Source organism: Micromonospora sp. NPDC049282, from assembly GCF_043197045.1.
GTDB lineage: Bacteria > Actinomycetota > Actinomycetes > Mycobacteriales > Micromonosporaceae > Micromonospora.
Map to the genome: position 1 here is coordinate 59685 of NZ_JBICSL010000019.1, position 17029 is coordinate 76713.

The window sequence follows — 17029 nt, forward strand, 5'->3', positions numbered from 1 at the left end:
AGCATCGACGTGCGTGACCTGGTTCGCGTCGGTGACCACGCAGCCTGGCGGCGAGCCACCGGCGCTGCTGACGCTCGGCGTGTGGTCCACGCTGGTGATGGCCACGGTCTTCATCAGCACCCTCCTGTCCTACCTGCTACCGGAATGCGGGCCAGTGCTCCGGCCTTCAGGCCGGGGGTGAAGGCCCGCGCTGGGAGGGCCGCCAGGCCCGAGCAGTGCCTTGACCGGGACGGTTCTGCTGCTCGATGTACTGCTTGATGTCGCTCAGCGGCGCGCCGCCGACGGACCCGGCGAAGTACGAGCCGGACCAGAGTTTGTTGGCACGGTAGTAGTAGCGCACCAGGTCGGGAAACTCTTGTCGCAGGCGGCGGGAGGATACGCCCTTGAGGCTGTTGACCAGGCGGGCCACGGCCACCTTGGGCGGAAAGTTGACCAGCAGGTGGACGTTGTTGTCGCCGTTGAACTCGACCAGCTCGGCCTCGAAGTCGGCGCACACGTCTCGCATGATCGCTTCCATGCGGGTCAGGTGCCGGTCAGCGAACACCTTGTGCCGGAACTTCGTCACGAAAACCAAATGGACATGCATGGCAAAAACACAGTGCCTGCCAGTGCGGATGCCTTGAAGTTCGACCATAAACCAACATGGCACAATGTCGTCCATGCAGCTCCGTTACAACTTCCGGGTCACCCCGGACGCCGCCCAGCGCACCGCGCTGGCGCAGGCGTTCGGGTGTGCCCGCGTGGTTTTCAACGATGCGCTGCGGCTGCGTCAGCAGGCCCGCGAGGCAGGCGAGAAATACATCTCGGACGGCGACCTGTCGAAGCTGATCATCACAGCGGCCAAGGCCACCGAGGACCGGGCCTGGCTGGGCGAGGTGTCCGCCGTGGTGTTGCAACAAGCCCTCGCGGACCTGAACACCGCCTACCGCAACTTCTTCAACTCGCTGTCCGGCAAGCGCAAGGGCCGCAAGGTCGCCCCACCCCGGTACCGGTCCCGCAAGGACAACCGGCAGGCGATCCGGTTCACCATGAACAGCAGGTTCAAGATCCTCGACAACGGCCGCCTGCGGCTGCCGAAGATCGGCGACCTGCCGGTCCGCTGGTCCAGGTCGCTGCCCTCGGATCCGTCCAGCGTCACGATCATCAAGGACGCGGCAGGCCGGTACTTCGCCTCGTTCGTCGTGACCATCGGCGAGGACGAGACGCTGCCGCCGGTCGAGCCGGAGATCGGCATCGATCTCGGGCTGACCCACTTCGCGGTCATGTCCGACGGGACGAAGGTGAGCGCGCCGAAGTTCCTGCGCCGCGCGGCCCGCAAGCTCAAGCGGTTGCAGCAGGCCCTCTTCCGGAAGCAGAAGGGCAGCAACCGCCGCAAGAAAGCCGTTACTCAGGTCGCCCGCGCTCATGCGCGGGTGGCCAACACCCGGCGCGACTGGCAGCACAAGCTGTCCACGGCGATCATCCGCGACAACCAAGCGGTGTACGTCGAGGACCTGTGCGTCGTCGGTCTCGGCCGGACCCGGCTCGCCAAATCCGTGCACGACGCCGGATGGGCCAGCTTCACCGGCATGCTGGAGTACAAAGCGGCCCGGTACGGGCGTACCTTCGGCCGGGTGGACCGGTTCCTCCCGTCCACCCGGATGTGCTCCGACTGCGGCCGGATCAACGAGAAGACGGCGTTGAACGTCCGGGAGTGGGACTGCCCGTGCGGCAGTCACCACGACCGGGACGTCAACGCGGCGAGGAACATCAAGGCCGCCGGACAGGCGGACTTCAACGACCGTGGAGTGCAGGCAAGACCAGGACTCGTCCCGGCACCGCGCAGAGAAGCGGTAACCCACCCGGACGTTGCGCGTTCCACCCGCAGCGTGGAGGGAATCTCCGTCCTCTAGGGCGGAAAGGATGTCAACTGGGATGGCTGCTGGGCATGCCGGTCCCGGTCGCCATGGTCACCTGGGCCACCGTCCGCAGCGTGCGGCGACGCCGGTTCGACGAGCAGTGGCCACCGGACGAGGTGCCCGCCGACGATCCGGTCGTCAAGGTCCGCGGCACCCTGCGCCGCGTCGTACGCGAGGGTGCCGAGCCGTCGCCGGCCGATCCGGCGGCGCTCGACCGGGCCCTGCGGCTCCTGCTGGACGAGGTCCTGCCGGCACTGCGGGCCCGCCGCGACCGTGGCGCGCGCCGGTGGCTCCGGGACCACGGGACGGCCACGGCTCTCGTGTTCGGCTGGGGGGCGCTGACGCTGGGCGCCGTGGCGGCCGTGGCGGTCCCGCACCTGGGCGGCGGGCGATCGGGCGCGTGGGCGGTGCTCGGCGGGGCCACGCTGGTGATCCCGGTGCTCGCCGGCGGCCTGCTGACCGTGCTGTACCGGTGGAGCCGCTTCCGGTCCGGCGCGGTGGAACGGTCCGCCGGGGCGGTGGCGCCACCGGGAGTGGTCAGGTCAGGCACGCCCCGTCCCTGGCATCTCGGCGCCCAGGAGGCGATGGACCAGTCGTCCTCCCCCGGTGTACGTTCGAGTTGAACGTGTTCAAATAGCGCTTGCCACGGAGGATCATGAAGATCGTCATTCCCGGTGGCACCGGGCAGGTCGGCACGATCCTGGATCGGGCGTTGACCTCGGCGGGCCACGACGTCGTGCTGTTGACGCGCTCGCCGAAGGGCGGGCGTCAGGTTCATTGGGACGGCCGCACGCTCGGCCACTGGGCCACGGAGATCAACGGCAGCGACGTGGTCATCAATCTGGCCGGGCGCAGTGTGAGCTGTCGGTACACCGCAGCGAACCTCGAAGCCATGATGAACTCGCGGGTGGAGTCGACGCGGGTCGTCGGCGAGGCCATCGCCCGGGCGGCCCGACCGCCGAAGCTGTGGATGCAGATGAGCACCGCGACGATCTACGCGCACCGCTTCGACGGGGCCAACGACGAGCACGACGGCCGGATCGGCGGCGACGAGCGGGGCGTGCCCGGGTACTGGGCCTACAGCGTCGAGATCGCCCGGAACTGGGAAGCCGCACAGGAGCGGGCGGCGACTCCGCACACGCGCAAGGTCGCCCTCCGCTCGGCGATGGTGATGAGCCCTGACCGCGGTGGCGTGTTCGACGTGCTGAGCTGGCTCGCGCGGCTCGGACTCGGCGGACCGGTCGCGGGTGGCCGGCAGTACGTCTCGTGGATCCACGACCAGGACTTCGTCCGCGCGGTCCGATTCCTGATCGACCGTGACGACCTCACCGGGCCCGTGAACCTCGCCGCGCCGGACCCGCTGCCACAGCGGGAATTCATGCGAGAGCTGCGGTCGGCCTGGCGGATGCCGGTCGGCCTGCCGGCCACCGGATGGATGGCGGAGGTCGGCGCTCTCGCGATCCGGACCGACACCGAGCTGCTGCTGAAGAGCCGGCGGGTGACCCCTGGGCGGCTGTCCGCCGCCGGATTTACCTTCGTCCATCCACGATGGCGGGCCGCGGCCGTGGACCTGACGTCACGGCGTCGCCGCAACCAGCGGCCTCGCGCCGAAGTCCGCCACCACGGCCGGGTGTCCGACACACGCTGAACCGGCGGCATCGGTGGTCATCGCCGTGATGGCGGCCGACCGCACCGGGCCCGGAGCCGGCGGCTCCGGGCCCGGCCGGCGTCCGGACACGGGCTGTGCGGGTTCCCGGTCAGGGGCTGGTGCAGGAGAGGTTGCCGGGTGCCGCGTTGCTGCTGCCGTTCACGAGGAAGCCGAAGGTGGTCGAGGCGTTCCCGCCGAGCGACCCGTTGTAGTCGGCGTTGCGAACGCTGACCGCCCCGCTGGTGCCGGTGTTGATGCCGTTCCAGACGTTGGCGAGGGTCTGCCCGCCGGCCAGCGTCAGCCGTACGGTCCAGCCGCTGAGGGCGGCGGAGCCGTTGTTGGCCACGGTGACCTCTCCCTGGAAGCCGCCGCTCCAACTGTTGATCATGCGGTACGTCGCGGTGCAGGCACCCGGCTGCCCGGTCGCGGGCGGCGTGGTCGGCGGCACCGTGGTCGGTGGCACCGTGGTCGGCGGCACGGTGGTCGGTGGCACCGTGGTCGGCGGCACGGTGGTCGGCGGCGGGGTGGTGGTGCCCGGCACCGTGGTGGAGGCGGCGTTCAGCGCGTTGAGGACGGCGGTGTACGCCGCCTTGGGGCTGCTGTTGCGGTCGAACAGCAGCGGGTTCTCGCTGCCGCGCCAGGAGTCGCTGTCCCGGATGCCCCACGTCGTGATGCCGACACAGCGCGGGACGTTCACGCATGCCTGGGTCAGGCCCTGGTACTGGCTGGTCGAGGCGTTGGTGACGTCGGCCTCGGTCAGCGCCACGTCGACGTCGAGGGCGGCGAAGCTGGACAGCGTCTGCTGGAAGTTGCCCGGCAGCGAGCTGCCACCGGTGAAGTGGGTCTGCAGGCCGACGCAGTCGACCGGGACGCCGCGGGCCTTGAAGTCCTTGATCATGTTGTAGACGCCCTGCGTCTTGGCGTACGTCCAGTTCTCGATGTTGTAGTCGTTGTAGCAGAGCTTCACGCTCGGGTCGGCGGCGCGCGCCGTCCGGAACGCCACCTCGATCCAGTCGTTCCCGGTGGACTGCAGGTTCGACGACCGCCGGCTGCCGTTCTCCGCGAAGGCCTCGTTCACCACGTCCCAGTAGGCGAGCTTGCCCTTGTAGTGAGCCATCACGCCGTTGATGTGGTCGATCATCGCGGTCCGCAGGGCGCTGCCGCTGAGACTTCCCCAGAACCTCGGCTGCTGAGCATGCCAGGCCAGCGTGTGACCACGGACCCGCATGCCGTGCTGGGTGGCCCAGTTGTAGATCGCGTCACCGGCGCGGAAGTCGAACTGGCCCCGGTTGGGCTCGGTCGCGTCCGGCTTCATCTCGTTGACGGCCGTCATCATGTCGAACTCGCGGTTCGCAATGGTCAGGAAGCCCGAGTCGTTGAGCCGGTCACCTCCCATGGCGGCGCCGAAGTATCGGCCGCTGCGCTCGGCGGCAGCCTTCAACGTGGTCCCGGGCGGTCCACTCAGATCGGCACGGGCGAAGGTCGCCATGGCCATCGAGGACACCGCGATCGCCAGGGCACAGGCCCCGCCGACGAGCAGCCTGGCGGCACCCCGGCTTCGGTGTTTCGGTTGCGCGGGTACGTCGTTCATCTGTGCTCTCTCCTCGGTGTTCCGTCCGGTCCGTTGGCGCACGAGACACGGAGCCGCACGGTCGACGACCGGAGCACCGCGCTCACTGGACCAGCACGCGCAGACGGCGTCGAGCCGGCGACGAGCCGGCCGCGCCCGAATCGGTGGCCATCCACCGGCTGCCCGGCGCACCGGTGGATGGCGTGCACCCCGCGCCGTGCGCCGGTGCGGAGTGAAGCTGCCCTGCCGCGATGCTATATCGAATCAATTCGATCCGCGACGGCATGTCGCGGAGTGGGAGCCCCTCCGCCGGCGCCCCCGTCGGCGGCCTGCCGGGCGGCGGGGACCACCGGACCGGGCCGGCGTGTCAGTCGCCGGACGGCGCGCGGCGGGCCCCGGCGGGCCAGAGGACCGTGGTCGGGATGCCCCGGCCGCGCGCGGAGTCGATGGTCCGGTCGGTCGACGCCTCGTGGCAGCCCGGCGCCCCGTCCCAGACCGCCAGCAGTCGGTCCACCCGTCGCACCAGCTCCTGGTTGGCCGCCACGAAGGCGGGGGTGCCCGAGAGGTCGTACCCGGTGTGGATCACCGCTCCCGCCCGGGCGAGCAACTCGTCGAAGGTCGCCCAGTGCTCCGGACCGATCACCGCGGCCCGATAGTCGCGGGCCGGCAGCACCACGTCGTACGTGCCGCCCAGCTCCAGGACCGTGCGCGCGAAGACCTGGTCGGTGCCGGCCGCCAGGCAGGTGACGCCGTGCACCGGCCGGTCGCTGATCCGGCGCAGCTCGGCGCGGAGCGCGTCGGCGACGAGCAGCTCCGTGTCGTGGGTCAGGTTGATGTGTCCGGTCACGCCGACGCGGACCGGTGCGGCGTCACTCGTCATCCGCCGGCCCGCTCCGCTGCGCCGGAACCGAGGGTGCCAGTCGGATCAGCTCGAACCCGCTGTCGGAGAGCACGTCGGGCAGCGCCCGGATCTCCTCGCGGTTCTGCTCCTTCAGCTCGGGAGGCAGGTCGTCCCAGGGCCGCAGGGCGGGATGGCGCTGGTGCAGGTCGTCGCGGCGCACGCCGTACCGCCAGCCCTCGCCGCGCCGTTCCCGGCACCACCGTTCGTGCTCGCGGCGGGCGAGTTCCTCGATCCGGTCGTCGATGGCCTGCCCGGCGGAAGCGTCGCCGGCGCCGCGCCGGGGCGCCACCACACAGCCGAGATCCAACAGCTTCGCGGCGATGTCCTGGACGTGGGCCCGGTTGGCCCGCCGCAGCGACTCGGGCAGTCGTGACCAGTGCACCATCGCCGGGGCGTCGCCGAGGCGCAGGCCGACTCGCTGCTGGGCCTCGAGGTAGCGCTCATGGATCAACTGGGCCAGCCGCTCGGTGAGGTCGTCGCCGATCAACCGGGCCTCGCAGGCACGGGTCAGAACCGGATAGAGGCGGAGCTTGCCGTGCACCTCGTCGAGCAGGTCGTGACGGGAGTCGCCGTGGAATGCCGCGGCGAGCGCCGCCTGCCGGTAGACCGGCACGAAGACCGAACTCCGGGCGCCCTGCCAGAGGGCGGGTGAGTCCAGCACGAACTGCAGGCCAGTGACCTCCTCCGGCGCGCAGACGTAGATGCGGTCGTAGCTGCCCTGGCCGAGCCGGTCCAGCGTGACGATGCCGTCGAGGTCGACGTCGTGTGCGGTGAGCCGGCAGGCGGTGCTCAGGAGCGGGTAGCGTGCCGTCGCGACGTCGAGTTCGGAGCGGGCGTCCGGGGCCGCGAGGTCGATGCGCAGCGGTGGCGCGTCGGCGCGGCAGGCTCGCCAGTGCCGCGCCGTCTCCACCAGGAGGGCCCGGCGGAAGGTGCCGGTGCCGGCGATGAGCACCCGGGTAGGTCGATCGGTGACGTGGGGCAGCGGGTGGTGCTGGTGCAGGGCGCGGGCGGCGACGTCGTCGACGTGGAAGTAGTCCAGTCGCAGCCGGCTGGATCCGGCCGCGCCGAGTCGGCGGGCCTGTAGCGCCAGGCACATCTCGGAGTCGTGGACCAGGACGTAGACCCGGGGTGGTTCCCGTCGGTCCTGGACGAGACGGCTGGCGGTGTTGGCGATGGCGTGGTTGCGGTCGTCGTCCTCGCTGCAGGCGTAGATGGTGTGCGCCCGGGGCAGGCCGGCGCCGCGCAGCACTTCCGGGTTGGTCGGGTCGCCGACCACGCCGAGGTAGCGGCGGCGGCGGTACTCCAGCGGACCGAATGGTACGGAGCGTACGACGACGACGCTCTCGCCGTCGGCGAAGAGCCGGTCGGCGAGCATGTGGGCGAACTGGGAGTCGCCGCAGACGAGGACGTGGCCACGGGCCTGTCGGGCGCGCAGGCGACGGCTCTCGGCGGCCAGCAGCAGGCGACCGGCCTCGGCCACGGCGAGGAGGGTGAACAGCGGGGCGGCGAACCGGGCGATCTGCAACTGCCAGGGGTAGGGGCCGGGGTTCTGGAAGGGTTCGGCGCCGAAGACGAAGAGTTGCAGGTCGTAGTAGAGCACGTCGTAGCGGTCGTGGACGGTGTCCGGACGAACCCGGAGCAGGCTCTCGAACCCGATGTGGCCGAGGATGAGGGCGGTCAGGCCGATGAGGCCGAACAATCCTCGCAACCACCACCCGGTCTGGCGGGGCGAGCCGACGACCGGGTCCGTCATGAGGTTGATGGTATTTGACGAGGTCGGTCCGGAGCGGGCTCGATCACGGGAAGTCGTCGGGCGTGGTGTCGGGCAGCGTGGCCAGTAGTTGCCCGGCCAGTCGCCGTACGTTGTCGTCGTCCTTCTGGCGGCCGAGCCGGATGAGCAGCTCTCGGGTCCGGGGGTTCCGGTAGTGGTGTCGGGTCAGCGCGAGCAGCGCGGTCCGGCGGATCTCCCAGTCGTCGTCGGCGGCCAGCCGGAGCAGCAGCTCCGGCACTCCGGCGCGGCCGGCCAGGGTCGCGCCGAGCTGCTCCACCGCCCGGCGCCGGACCTCAAGGGCCGGGTCGTCGCGGACCAGTCCGACGAGCAGCACCTGAACCTCGGGGTCGGCGCCGAAGTGCTCGCCGAGCGCGGCGGCGATGCGGGCCCGGATCGCCGGGTCCTGGTCGGCCAGGCGGCGCATCAGCCGCAGCGTCACCGCCATGGAGGCGGTCCCCCGCTCGGTCAGGCAGCAGACCGCGGCGTCGAACACGGTCGGGTCGGTGTCCGACTCGACGCATTCCAGCAGCACGTCGGTCACCACGTCGGGGCTGCCGTACCGGCAGAGCGTCCGCACCGCGGCCAGCCGGATGCCGACGTAGCTGTCCCGGCGGGCCCGCCGGCACAGTGTCTCCACGAGGCCCGCGACCTCGCCGTGCCGGGCGAGCGCGTCGGCGGCCGCGCGCAGCACGTTCGGGTCGGGATCTCGACTGACCTGTTCGGCCAGGCACTCCCGCACGGCGGGGTCGGGCGGATCGGCGAGACGGGCCAGGCTGCGGGTGACCCGCAGCCGGACGAGCGCGTCGCGCTCCTGGAAGGCCCGGCCGATGAGCAGGTCGCGGGTGGCGGGGCCGAACAGTTGTCGGCCGGTGAGCAGGTCGACGGCGGCGAGCCGGACGCTCGCCGTCGGGTCGCGTCGGGCGCTGTCCAGCAGCAGTTCTCCGGTGCGGGGGTCCAGGCGGGCCTCGGCCAGGGCGCGTACCGCGGCGAGGCGCACCGTGGCGTCCTCGTCGACGCGAGCCGCGTGCGCCACCACGGTTCGGCAGGTCTCGTCGGTGCTGTCCCGGTCGATCAGCGCGGTCACCGCGGCAGCCCGCACGGAGGCGTCCTCGTCGTGTTCGATCTGGTCGATCAGCCGGGTCCGGCAGCGTCCGTCCGGATCCGGTACGAGCGCCAGCCGCTGCACGGCGGTGGCGCGGAGCCGGGCGGAGCCGTCCGAGCCGGCCAGCTTCAGCAACAGGTCGGTCTCCTCCGGGCCGGAGCGCCCCGGCAGAAGTCTGGTCACCAGGCAGCGCCGTACCTCGTCCGGGGAGTCGCCGGTCATTCGCTGCAGCGCGCGGGTGCGGGCGGTGTCGGCGTGCTCGGGCAGGGCCAGCAGGGCCGTCAGCGCGTTCTGCACGACTGCGGGATCGGGGTCGGTGGCGAGTAGTCGCTGGAGGGTGCCGGGTGCGTCCGGCAGTTCGGTGCAGCGCGCGGTGAGCACGGCGACGGCGGCTCGGCGTACCGTCGTGGCGGTGTCCTCGGTGGCCCGGAGCAGAGCGCTGCGGATGTCGTCGGTGAGTTCGGCGCGACCGCCGAGGGACTGCACGGCCAGCGCGCGGACCGCGGGGTCGGGTGAGTCGGCGAGGTCGCGCAGCTCGTCGGCGAGGTCGAGGTCGGCGCCGAAGTGGGTGACCAGGGCTCGCACGGCGGCCTGCCGGACGGCGGTGGAGACCTCGGCTCGGGCCTGGTCGATCAGCAGGTCCCGGTAGCGGCGGCGGCCGCCGTCGGTGGCGTCCAGCCGGCCGGCGGCTTCGGCGAGCCCGGCGACCAGGGTGAGGCGGGCCTGCCGCTCGCGGCCCTGCTGGAGTTCCCGGACGAGCAGTTCCTCCAGGTATTCCTCGGGGGTGGACAGCGCCGCGGCGATCCGGGTGGCGAAGGCGGAGCCGGAGCGCCAGCTGGTTCGGACGCCGCGGCGGCGGTACCAGTTCAGGAAGGTGTGCCGGCCGGGCCAGTTCGACCCGAGTGCCCGGATGGCGGAGAGCAGCTCCTGTTCGGTGAGGTCCGCCAGATTGGGGTCGTCGACGGAGATGCCGTGTTCGACCAGCAGCACGACCCGGCGCAGCACGGCGTTGCCCGCTTCGGTCAGTTCGGCGGGCTGTGGCGTCTCGGCCACGCACTGCGCGGCAAGCACGAGGTTCCAGGGCGGGGCGGTCAGGTTCAGCGGCGGCCAGGGTTGCGTGCTCTCGGTGGCGAGCAGGGTGATCAGGTCGTTGGCGATCCGGGCGGGCAGCGCGCCGGCGACGAGCCGGAGCACCTCCCGCCAGGACGGGTCGGCCCAATGGTCGCGGAAGAGGGCGCGGAGCCGGTCGAGGTCCCAGGCGTCGGGGTCGTTCTCGATCCTGTCCACGATCTCCTCGGCGCAGAAGAATTCCAGGAACGCGCGGTGCACGAACCCGAACAGTCGCAGCCCGTACCGTTCCAGGATGAAGCTTCGCTGGCGCAGTTTGTCGATCATCGAGTAGGCCATGGCGAGCGCCCGCTCGTTCTCGAAACCGTAGAACGCGACGAGGTGGTCCCGGAAGATACGGGCCAGTTCGTCGGAGTCGATGTAGTTGCCGGCCGGTCCCGATTCCCGGAACTGCATCCGGAATGCGAGATGGCACAGCAGTCGGCGCTTCGCCTGCAGGTCCAGCGAGGGTACGTCGCCGTGGCTCTCGCGCAGTTGTTTGGTCACGTCCCACTCGGAGATGAGGACGTCGGTGACGTGCGCGTACAGGCGGCGCCGGTTGCGGGGCAGGGGGTGGCTGCGACCGACGATCGTCATGAGCATCAGCAGCAGTGGGTTGCCGGCGAACTCGTGCATCGCCCGGGAGTCGCGCAGCACGTCGAGGAGCTGCCGTCGTTGTCGTTGCGCCTCGACGGCCGGGGTGGGCATCACGTAGCGGTACCAGTTGTCGAGGAACTGGGTGATCTGTTCGTCGTCGAGGTCCTCGAGGGTGAAGTGGTCGAAGCCGGCGTTGGCGAAGGTGTGTCGCTGGTAGCCGGCCGCCCGCGAGGTGACCACCGACAGCACGCCCGGGTACTCGTCGGCGAAGGTGGCGATCTGCGCGGCCACCTCTTCGCGCTGGGCCGGGTCGAACACCTCGTCGAGGCCGTCGAAGAGGAAGAGGGCCTGGCCGCCCTGGCGCAGGTACGGCTCCAGCACCTCCTGGTCGATTCCGGTCAGCCCCTGTTGGTGCCGGTGGCCGACGTAGTCGAGCAGGCCGTCGCAGCGCCCGTCGCCGCGGTGCGCGGCGTAGGAGCGCAGCTCGATCAGCACGGGCAGGTACCGGTCCAGCGCCGCGAGTCGGGGTTGGTCGCAGGCTCCGGCCAGCGCCAACGCCAGGTACCGTGCGGCCGCCGACTTGCCGGAGCCGGGGTCGCCGAGCAGGACGATCGTCCGGCGGCCGGGGTCGCAGACCACGTCGAACAACGAGAGCGCGTCCTTGGCCGCGTACTCCTCCCAGAGTCGTTCGACCTCTTCCGGGTTCACCACGCCGGGCAGTCCGCCGGTGTCGCCGCCCGGTGTGGCGCCGGCCCACCGCCACCAGGCCAGTGGCATCTCCGGGCGGGCCTCCTCGTGCACCCGGGGCTCGACGAACACCTTCGGCAGCCCGACGGTGAGGTAGCCGATGGTGGGGAGTGGTGAGACGGCGTCGACCGGGACGGCCTGGTATCTGAGCGCCAGTTGCTTGTAGTAGTGGACGCGGACGGCTTCGGGCAGGTGGGTGTCCGGGTCGGCGGGTCCGCGTGCGGGGGAACGTCCGCTGCGTACGTCGGCCAGCGCCGCGGTGACCTTGGCGGTCAGGTCGTCGACGCTGGTGAAGAAGGCGCACAGGTGTCGTTCCTTGAGTTCGCGGCGCAGTTCGACGATCCGTTCCCCGTCGGCGCCCCGGTCGACCAGGTCGACCGGCCAGGGGGTCTCCTCGGCGACGAGGAAGACCAGGCAGGGTTTTCCGGCCGCGAGCGCCTCGCGGTACTCCAGTTCGGTGATGGAGGATTCCTGACCCGGCGGGCGGAATCCGTAGCGCCAGGCAAACAGTCCGATGTAGAGGTCGCAGCGGCGCACGTCGGCCAGGCATCGGTCGAGCGGAGGCCGGACGTCGGCGCCGTACGCCTCCATGGCGACGTCGTCGATCTCCAGACGACGTGCCACTGCGTGTACGGCAGCGCGATATTCCAGCAGGTCTTTTTGGGTGGCCGAAATGTAGACCTTCATGAACGGCAACTCCAGGGGTAGCTGGCGACCGCACTATCGAAAATATCAGCCGACGTCACGTTCGTACGCCCGGCGAACGCCTCGCACCGCTTTGCCGCGCATGGGATTCCCGTCGTTGCCGGGCCTATGATGCCCCCAGGGCAGGTGCCGATCCGCGGGCCGAATCCCGATGCCGCGGGAGTCGGACTTCCTCACTCGACTCGGTGTCGGCGCGGGTCACGACGAGAGTGAATCGGCGGGGGTCACATTCCGCAGGATGATTGCGGGTGGACGGCATCGATGCGGAGGCGGCCATGATCACGATCGGTGAGGTGCACACCAACCTGCTGCAGCACAGCACGGCGCTGGCTCAGGAGCAGAGTTCGGAGGTGCTCAGCCTGGTCGAGGGCGAGGCGGTGCTGACCTCCCGCCGCCCGTCGCTCTACGCGGTCTCACCCGACGTGCGCACCGGCGTGGACTGCTGGCTGCCCAGCGCCAAGCGGCGGCAGTTGCGGGGGGTGGGCGCCGTGGTCACCCGGGCCATCATCACCGGCGGCCGGATCGTGCAGGCGTCGTCGGTCATCCAGGTCGTCGCCGGCGCACGTCGCCAGCCGTGGTCGCACTACCTGGCCCACCCGGGCGTCCTGGAGACGGTCGGCAAGCTGAACAGCGCCGACCTGACCGCGGGTTTCCTGCACGGCAACGAGGCGGACGTGCTGAACCTGGAGGCGATCACCGGACGGGTGCTCGACGGGGTGCAGATGTCCGACCTGCTGGACCGCCGTCCGCCGCTGCGCGCGGCGCGTACCCGGCTGCGCTGGACCGCGCAGGTGGGCCAGCAGCCGGACCGGGAGGTCTCGGCCGTCGTCACCGTGGACTCCCCGACCCTGCGTACGGTCGAACTGGTCCTCGCCCCGCAGGACCTGCCGGCGGCGGTGGCCGGCCTCTGCGAGGATCTCGCGTTGCACGACTGGCTGCTGACCATGCTCTCCTCCCTGGTGGAGGCCGCCGTCACCCGGTCGTCCTCCGGGCAGGAGCACGTCGAGCGGTTGCGTCCCGTGCTGGAGCACCTGCTGCACCTGTGGTTGCCCGGCGCGCGGGTCAACCCGCGGCTGCGGCCGATCTGGGACCGGTTGGAGCAGGTGCCCGGATTCAGCCGGCAGTGGCACTCCTCGGTGAACTGGATCCGGGATCAGATCAGCGTGGGCAACATGGCGCTGCTGCGCGACCTGGCGGGCCGCATGTCGGTCGACCAACCGTGCCCGCGCTGACCGCGCTCACCCGCCGATGAACACGTAACTCAGTCGGTCGACGAGTTCGCCGGGCAGGTGCAGGGCCTCGCCACCGGCCCGCCGGGCGACCTGTTGCGCCACCGCCGGCGGTACCGCCACCTGGCCGAGGATGGTCCGTACCGCCAGCTCGACCGGCAGGTACTGGGTGTCCATGAGGGTCAGGGTGCGGTACGCGCAGAACGGCGCGGCGGTCGGGTTGAGCTGGACGACCGCCGGCAACTCGTCCCAGTCGGCGGGTAGCTCGCCGGTGAGCCGGCTCGGTTGCATCAGGGTCTGCCCACCGTGTCGCAGCACGCCCAGCCGGGTCATCTGCCAGACCGACGCGAGCAGCGCGCACGCCCACACCCGGGTGTTCGGCTCGCCGGACCACAGCTCTATGTCGACGAAGATGGAATGCCGGGGGTCACCGGACTGGACCGGCGGCGACCAGGGGCGGGGCAGGGTCATCGCCGGCGCGTCCACGTAGCCGGGCGAGCGCATGCCGTTGGACAGCCATCCGGACTCGCTGAGCGGAGGTCGGCTCCCGGTGGTGTGCCGGGGTGGCTCCACCACGAGGGTGTCGACCACCATCTGGGCGAGTTCGACGCCGCCGTGCCGGGCGAAGCTGGACTCCCGGGCCACGTAGTCCAGCACCAGGCCGAGCTCCGCCGCCGCGCTCTGCACCTGAGGAATGACCTCGCGTGGCGAGCCGAATCGGTGGAAGTAGTCGTCCACCATGAAGCAGGTGCTGATCCGCGGCGGGCGGTCCGCCGGCAGACCCTGGCGGGCCAGGGCCGGGATCGCCGGGGCCCAGTCGGCGATGCGCGCGAATTTGCGCCGCAGTTCCTGGCAGCCGGCGCCGAAATCCTCCGCGTAGAAGTGCCCCAACTCGACCGACAAGTGTGAGTACGCCACGCTCTCTGTCCGACGCACCGCAGCTGCCTCCTGGAACCTGACATCCACGTCGATCACACGGTTTCCCATGCGGTCTCGTCGAAGAGCTTCTCGGTCAGATCCACGATGGCGTCCACCGTCTTCACATTCGCGATCTTGGCTTGTACGTCATGGTCCGAGATGAGCTGTTCCCGCCACTGCAACAACGGGTCCAGCGGCACCGCGCCGAGCAACGTCGTGCGCCCGACGCCTCGGCGGCGGGCCAGCTCGGACAGCTCCGTGTCGCACTTGCGCAGGAATGCCTGCTGCGCGAGGTCGAGGTGGCCGACCTCGGGGCCGCGGGAGTCGATCACGGCCGTGCGGATGAAGCGCAGCGACTCCCTCAGCCGCTCCGGCTCGTGGCCGTACTCCTTGCCCATCGCGAGGATGCCGCCCGCCTCGAAGGCGAGATCCGCCGCCGCGGTGACGTGCTGGGGGGTCCAGCGATGGAAGACCAACCAGCGCGCGGTCACCTTGCGCAGGGTGGGTGTCGCGGTGGCGGCCAACGCGATCTGGCTGGCGTACGAGCGGCCGGCGCTGAGGTCGACGAGCGTCAGGTCGAACTCCTCCTCCAGCCGGAGGAAGAGCTCGGCGCAGCGCCTGGCGATGTCGTTGGTGAAACCGAACTCGCTGCCGTTGCGCTGGCCGGGCAGGAGCACCAGCGGGCCCGAGCCGATGGGCCGCTGGCGCAGGCTGGCCCGCTCCGAGGTGCTCCAGACGTCCAACTGTTCGGGGAACGGGATCTCTCCGCGCAGGTAGCGGTGCAGGCCGCCGCCGTTGGGCCCGGCGCCCTCCACCCCGTTGACGGCGTGCGGGATCTGGAACGTGATGCCGGCGGTCGGCGAGCCGAAGTCGTAGTCCAGGTAGCAGGTGGGGCGGCCGGACAGGGCGCTGCGGTAGGCGATGTTCGCGGCGGTCACCGAGCGACCGGTGCCACCCTTGTGCGACGTGACGAAGACCAGCATCAGATCCCCTCGCTGGCCTTCTGCTGCCCGGTGGTGACGTCGTTGAGCAGGAGCAGCAGCGTGTTCGCCAGGGCGGCCGCCGTGCCCGGGCGTTCGTCCACCAGCAGCTGCGCCCGCCGCAGGCTGGCCCGGATGCTGCGCATGCTGCGCTGCATCGCCTCGCCGGCGAACGTGCCGCGCATCAGCTCGCGGTCGAACAGGTACTCCGCCTCGTCGATCAGGTCCTGCGCGTACGCGGCGAGCCCGCCGGCGCGCGGGAACGGCCGTTCCCAGAGCAGTTGACCGGCGTTGACAAGCGCGTGCACCACCCGCTCGGTCAGGTACCAGGAAGGAGCGTCCGGTTTGTCAGCCAGCCCGGGGAAGGCGCCGCCGGCGTGGTCCCACAGCCCTCGGTGCCGGCCGTCGGGGATGCGGCGCAGCAGTAGGTGGTCCCACACCTCGTCGGCCAGCTCGAGCAGTTCGCTGCGCCGCCGGGCGTTGCTCAGCAGGCCGGCGACGGTGGTCGCCCGCTGCAGCAGCACGGTGGAGAACTCGTTCACGTTCCACGTCATGATCGGCTTTGACGTGTCGTCGTTGAGGATGACCCGCTTGCCGGGGGCGTGCACGAGCAGCGCCGGCTCGCCGGGCGACGCGCGACGGGTGACCCGTGCCCGCTGCGCCAGTTCCACCAGCACCGCCGCGATCCGGCCGAGCTCCTCGTCGCCGCCGCGTCCGACGGCGAGCAGCCCCTTGACCGCCAGCGACGTCGTCTGGAGGGTGTAGTAGTCGGTGCGGTCGCCGTCGGTCGTGCGCCACGGGATGTCCTCGATGGGCCACCGCCGCCGGTTGCCGAAGGTCGCCACCGTGGCCCAGTAGGTCCGGGTCAGCTCCCAGCGTAGTTGCAGGGCCCGGGACAGCCGCTGTTGCTCCTCGTTCAGCAGGCCGAGCAGGCGGGTGCGTTCGGAGTTCAGGTCCTCGATGGCGTCCATCGCGATGACCGTGAAGTAGAGGTAGGGGGCGTTCTCGGCCGAGCCGTCGCGTTGCCTGCCGATCGGCTCGGTGGTGGGCACCTCCTCGGCGCCGGCGATGGTGCCCCACGACCAGCCGCACTCGAAGAGCATCTCGCTGTTGTCGAGGTCTTCGGTGACCCGGCCGGACCCGATGACCACGCTGCGCAGGCTGGCCATCGTGTCCCGCAACTGCTCGCGCAGCGCCGCGACGAGTTCCCGGCGCGGCAGCTCGTCCTGGTTGACCATGTCGCACAGCCGGCGGCCGTACTCGTCGCCGGAGGTGAAGACGAAGGTGCTGAAGCTGCGCAGCAGGCCCACCATGGCGGCGGTGAGCCGGACGCCGGCCATCGCCTCCAGGTCGTCCAGTTGCGCGAGCAGGTCCCGTCGTTGGGTGGCTCTGCGGTAGACCTTGACGAAACCGATCGTCGCCAACGTGAGGGTGACGGAGACGGCGAACGAGTCGACGATGTCCAGGGACCGTTGTTCTTCGGTGAGTTCCGGGCCGCCCTCGGTCGGGGTGAGATAGCTGCCGCCGCTGAAGATGGGCGTGCCGTCCTCGGCGGCGTACCGCCGGAAGTAGTCGATCATGACGCTGACCAGCCGGCGGGGAATCTCGATCGCCCCACCGATGGGGCTGAGGGCGTCGATCACCTCGTCGTCGGCACGGTCGGGGTCGTCGAGCGACAGCACGGGGACCTTGGCCGCGGGAAGGAGCAAGATCAGTAGCTGCTCGGCGTCGCTGATGGAATTGCTACCGCTTCGGCCGCCCCAGTGCCACTCACCGTTCTCCCAACAGCTCCGCACCGTGGCCCGCCAGATGTCGAGGATCTCCTGGCGCGGCTGTATCCGCATGATCCACCGCCG

The 17029-nt window shown here is 70.8% G+C and carries 13 protein-coding genes; 5 read left to right on the forward strand and 8 right to left on the reverse strand.

Annotation, left to right across the window (positions count from 1 at the left end):
• The first annotated feature begins 13 nt into the window (after positions 1–13).
• Positions 14–181, forward strand: a complete 168-nt coding sequence (locus tag ACGFI2_RS25600) for a hypothetical protein (protein ID WP_393521480.1) — start codon at positions 14–16, stop codon at positions 179–181.
• Here the strand turns inward: ACGFI2_RS25600 and tnpA are convergent.
• Positions 167–634, reverse strand: coding sequence for an IS200/IS605 family transposase (gene tnpA / locus ACGFI2_RS25605; protein ID WP_393521563.1), 468 nt, complete (start codon positions 632–634; stop codon positions 167–169). The genes ACGFI2_RS25600 and tnpA overlap by 15 nt on opposite strands.
• Before the next feature lie 25 nt (positions 635–659).
• Here tnpA and ACGFI2_RS25610 point away from each other — a divergent pair, with 25 nt between their 5' ends.
• The 3 genes from ACGFI2_RS25610 to ACGFI2_RS25620 are packed head-to-tail and all read left to right on the forward strand — an operon-like array spanning position 660 to position 3546.
• The gene (locus tag ACGFI2_RS25610; protein WP_393521482.1) at positions 660–1892 is read left to right on the forward strand and encodes an RNA-guided endonuclease InsQ/TnpB family protein; all 1233 of its coding nucleotides are present in this window, start codon (positions 660–662) and stop codon (positions 1890–1892) included.
• A 35-nt stretch (positions 1893–1927) separates the two neighbouring features.
• Positions 1928–2521, forward strand: coding sequence for a hypothetical protein (locus tag ACGFI2_RS25615; protein WP_393521483.1), 594 nt, complete (start codon positions 1928–1930; stop codon positions 2519–2521).
• Positions 2522–2553: 32 nt separating this feature from the next.
• Positions 2554–3546 carry a TIGR01777 family oxidoreductase gene (locus ACGFI2_RS25620; protein WP_393521484.1) on the forward strand — a complete coding sequence of 331 codons (993 nt, stop codon included), beginning with the start codon at positions 2554–2556 and terminating at the stop codon, positions 3544–3546.
• 109 nt (positions 3547–3655) lie between these two features.
• On the opposite strand, the gene ACGFI2_RS25625 is transcribed toward ACGFI2_RS25620, so the two are convergent.
• From ACGFI2_RS25625 to ACGFI2_RS25640, 4 genes are all read right to left on the reverse strand, one after another.
• Entirely contained in the window at positions 3656–5137 is a 1482-nt protein-coding gene (locus ACGFI2_RS25625) for an endo-1,4-beta-xylanase (protein WP_393521486.1), read from the reverse strand.
• A 346-nt stretch (positions 5138–5483) separates the two neighbouring features.
• The gene (locus ACGFI2_RS25630) at positions 5484–5996 is read right to left on the reverse strand and encodes a hypothetical protein (protein WP_393521487.1); all 513 of its coding nucleotides are present in this window, start codon (positions 5994–5996) and stop codon (positions 5484–5486) included.
• The gene (locus ACGFI2_RS25635) at positions 5986–7770 is read right to left on the reverse strand and encodes a RyR domain-containing protein (RefSeq protein ID WP_393521489.1); all 1785 of its coding nucleotides are present in this window, start codon (positions 7768–7770) and stop codon (positions 5986–5988) included. The genes ACGFI2_RS25630 and ACGFI2_RS25635 overlap by 11 nt, the downstream gene beginning before the upstream one ends.
• 43 nt (positions 7771–7813) lie before the next feature.
• Positions 7814–12028, reverse strand: coding sequence for a HEAT repeat domain-containing protein (locus ACGFI2_RS25640; RefSeq protein ID WP_393521491.1), 4215 nt, complete (start codon positions 12026–12028; stop codon positions 7814–7816).
• A 266-nt stretch (positions 12029–12294) separates the two neighbouring features.
• Here ACGFI2_RS25640 and ACGFI2_RS25645 point away from each other — a divergent pair, with 266 nt between their 5' ends.
• Positions 12295–13278: an SCO2521 family protein gene (locus ACGFI2_RS25645; RefSeq protein ID WP_393521493.1), complete on the forward strand. Its 984-nt coding sequence runs from the start codon at positions 12295–12297 to the stop codon at positions 13276–13278.
• A gap of 6 nt (positions 13279–13284) precedes the next feature.
• Here the strand turns inward: ACGFI2_RS25645 and ACGFI2_RS25650 are convergent, their stop codons facing one another.
• From ACGFI2_RS25650 to ACGFI2_RS25660, 3 genes are read right to left on the reverse strand one after another with little or no spacing between them, the layout of a single operon-like run.
• Positions 13285–14262, reverse strand: coding sequence for an SCO2522 family protein (locus ACGFI2_RS25650; protein WP_393521495.1), 978 nt, complete (start codon positions 14260–14262; stop codon positions 13285–13287).
• Positions 14247–15176: an SCO2523 family variant P-loop protein gene (locus ACGFI2_RS25655; protein WP_393521497.1), complete on the reverse strand. Its 930-nt coding sequence runs from the start codon at positions 15174–15176 to the stop codon at positions 14247–14249. Before ACGFI2_RS25655 ends, ACGFI2_RS25650 begins: the two co-directional genes overlap by 16 nt.
• A complete protein-coding gene (locus tag ACGFI2_RS25660; protein ID WP_393521499.1) occupies positions 15176–17017 on the reverse strand; it encodes an SCO2524 family protein in 1842 nt (613 codons plus the stop codon). Before ACGFI2_RS25660 ends, ACGFI2_RS25655 begins: the two co-directional genes overlap by 1 nt.
• Positions 17018–17029: the final 12 nt, after the last annotated feature.

Bases quoted from the DNA above. Each gene is read 5' to 3' on its own strand.
- ACGFI2_RS25615 (WP_393521483.1), top strand. From the start codon at position 1,928: ATGCCGGTCCCGGTCGCCATGGTCACCTGGGCCACCGTCCGCAGCGTG.
- ACGFI2_RS25610 (WP_393521482.1), top strand. From the start codon at position 660: ATGCAGCTCCGTTACAACTTCCGGGTCACCCCGGACGCCGCCCAGCGC.
- ACGFI2_RS25640 (WP_393521491.1), bottom strand. From the start codon at position 12,028: ATGAAGGTCTACATTTCGGCCACCCAAAAAGACCTGCTGGAATATCGC.
- ACGFI2_RS25655 (WP_393521497.1), bottom strand. From the start codon at position 15,176: ATGCTGGTCTTCGTCACGTCGCACAAGGGTGGCACCGGTCGCTCGGTG.
- ACGFI2_RS25630 (WP_393521487.1), bottom strand. From the start codon at position 5,996: ATGACGAGTGACGCCGCACCGGTCCGCGTCGGCGTGACCGGACACATC.
- tnpA (WP_393521563.1), bottom strand. From the start codon at position 634: ATGGTCGAACTTCAAGGCATCCGCACTGGCAGGCACTGTGTTTTTGCC.
- ACGFI2_RS25650 (WP_393521495.1), bottom strand. From the start codon at position 14,262: ATGGGAAACCGTGTGATCGACGTGGATGTCAGGTTCCAGGAGGCAGCT.
- ACGFI2_RS25635 (WP_393521489.1), bottom strand. From the start codon at position 7,770: ATGACGGACCCGGTCGTCGGCTCGCCCCGCCAGACCGGGTGGTGGTTG.
- ACGFI2_RS25625 (WP_393521486.1), bottom strand. From the start codon at position 5,137: ATGAACGACGTACCCGCGCAACCGAAACACCGAAGCCGGGGTGCCGCC.
- ACGFI2_RS25660 (WP_393521499.1), bottom strand. From the start codon at position 17,017: ATGCGGATACAGCCGCGCCAGGAGATCCTCGACATCTGGCGGGCCACG.
- ACGFI2_RS25620 (WP_393521484.1), top strand. From the start codon at position 2,554: ATGAAGATCGTCATTCCCGGTGGCACCGGGCAGGTCGGCACGATCCTG.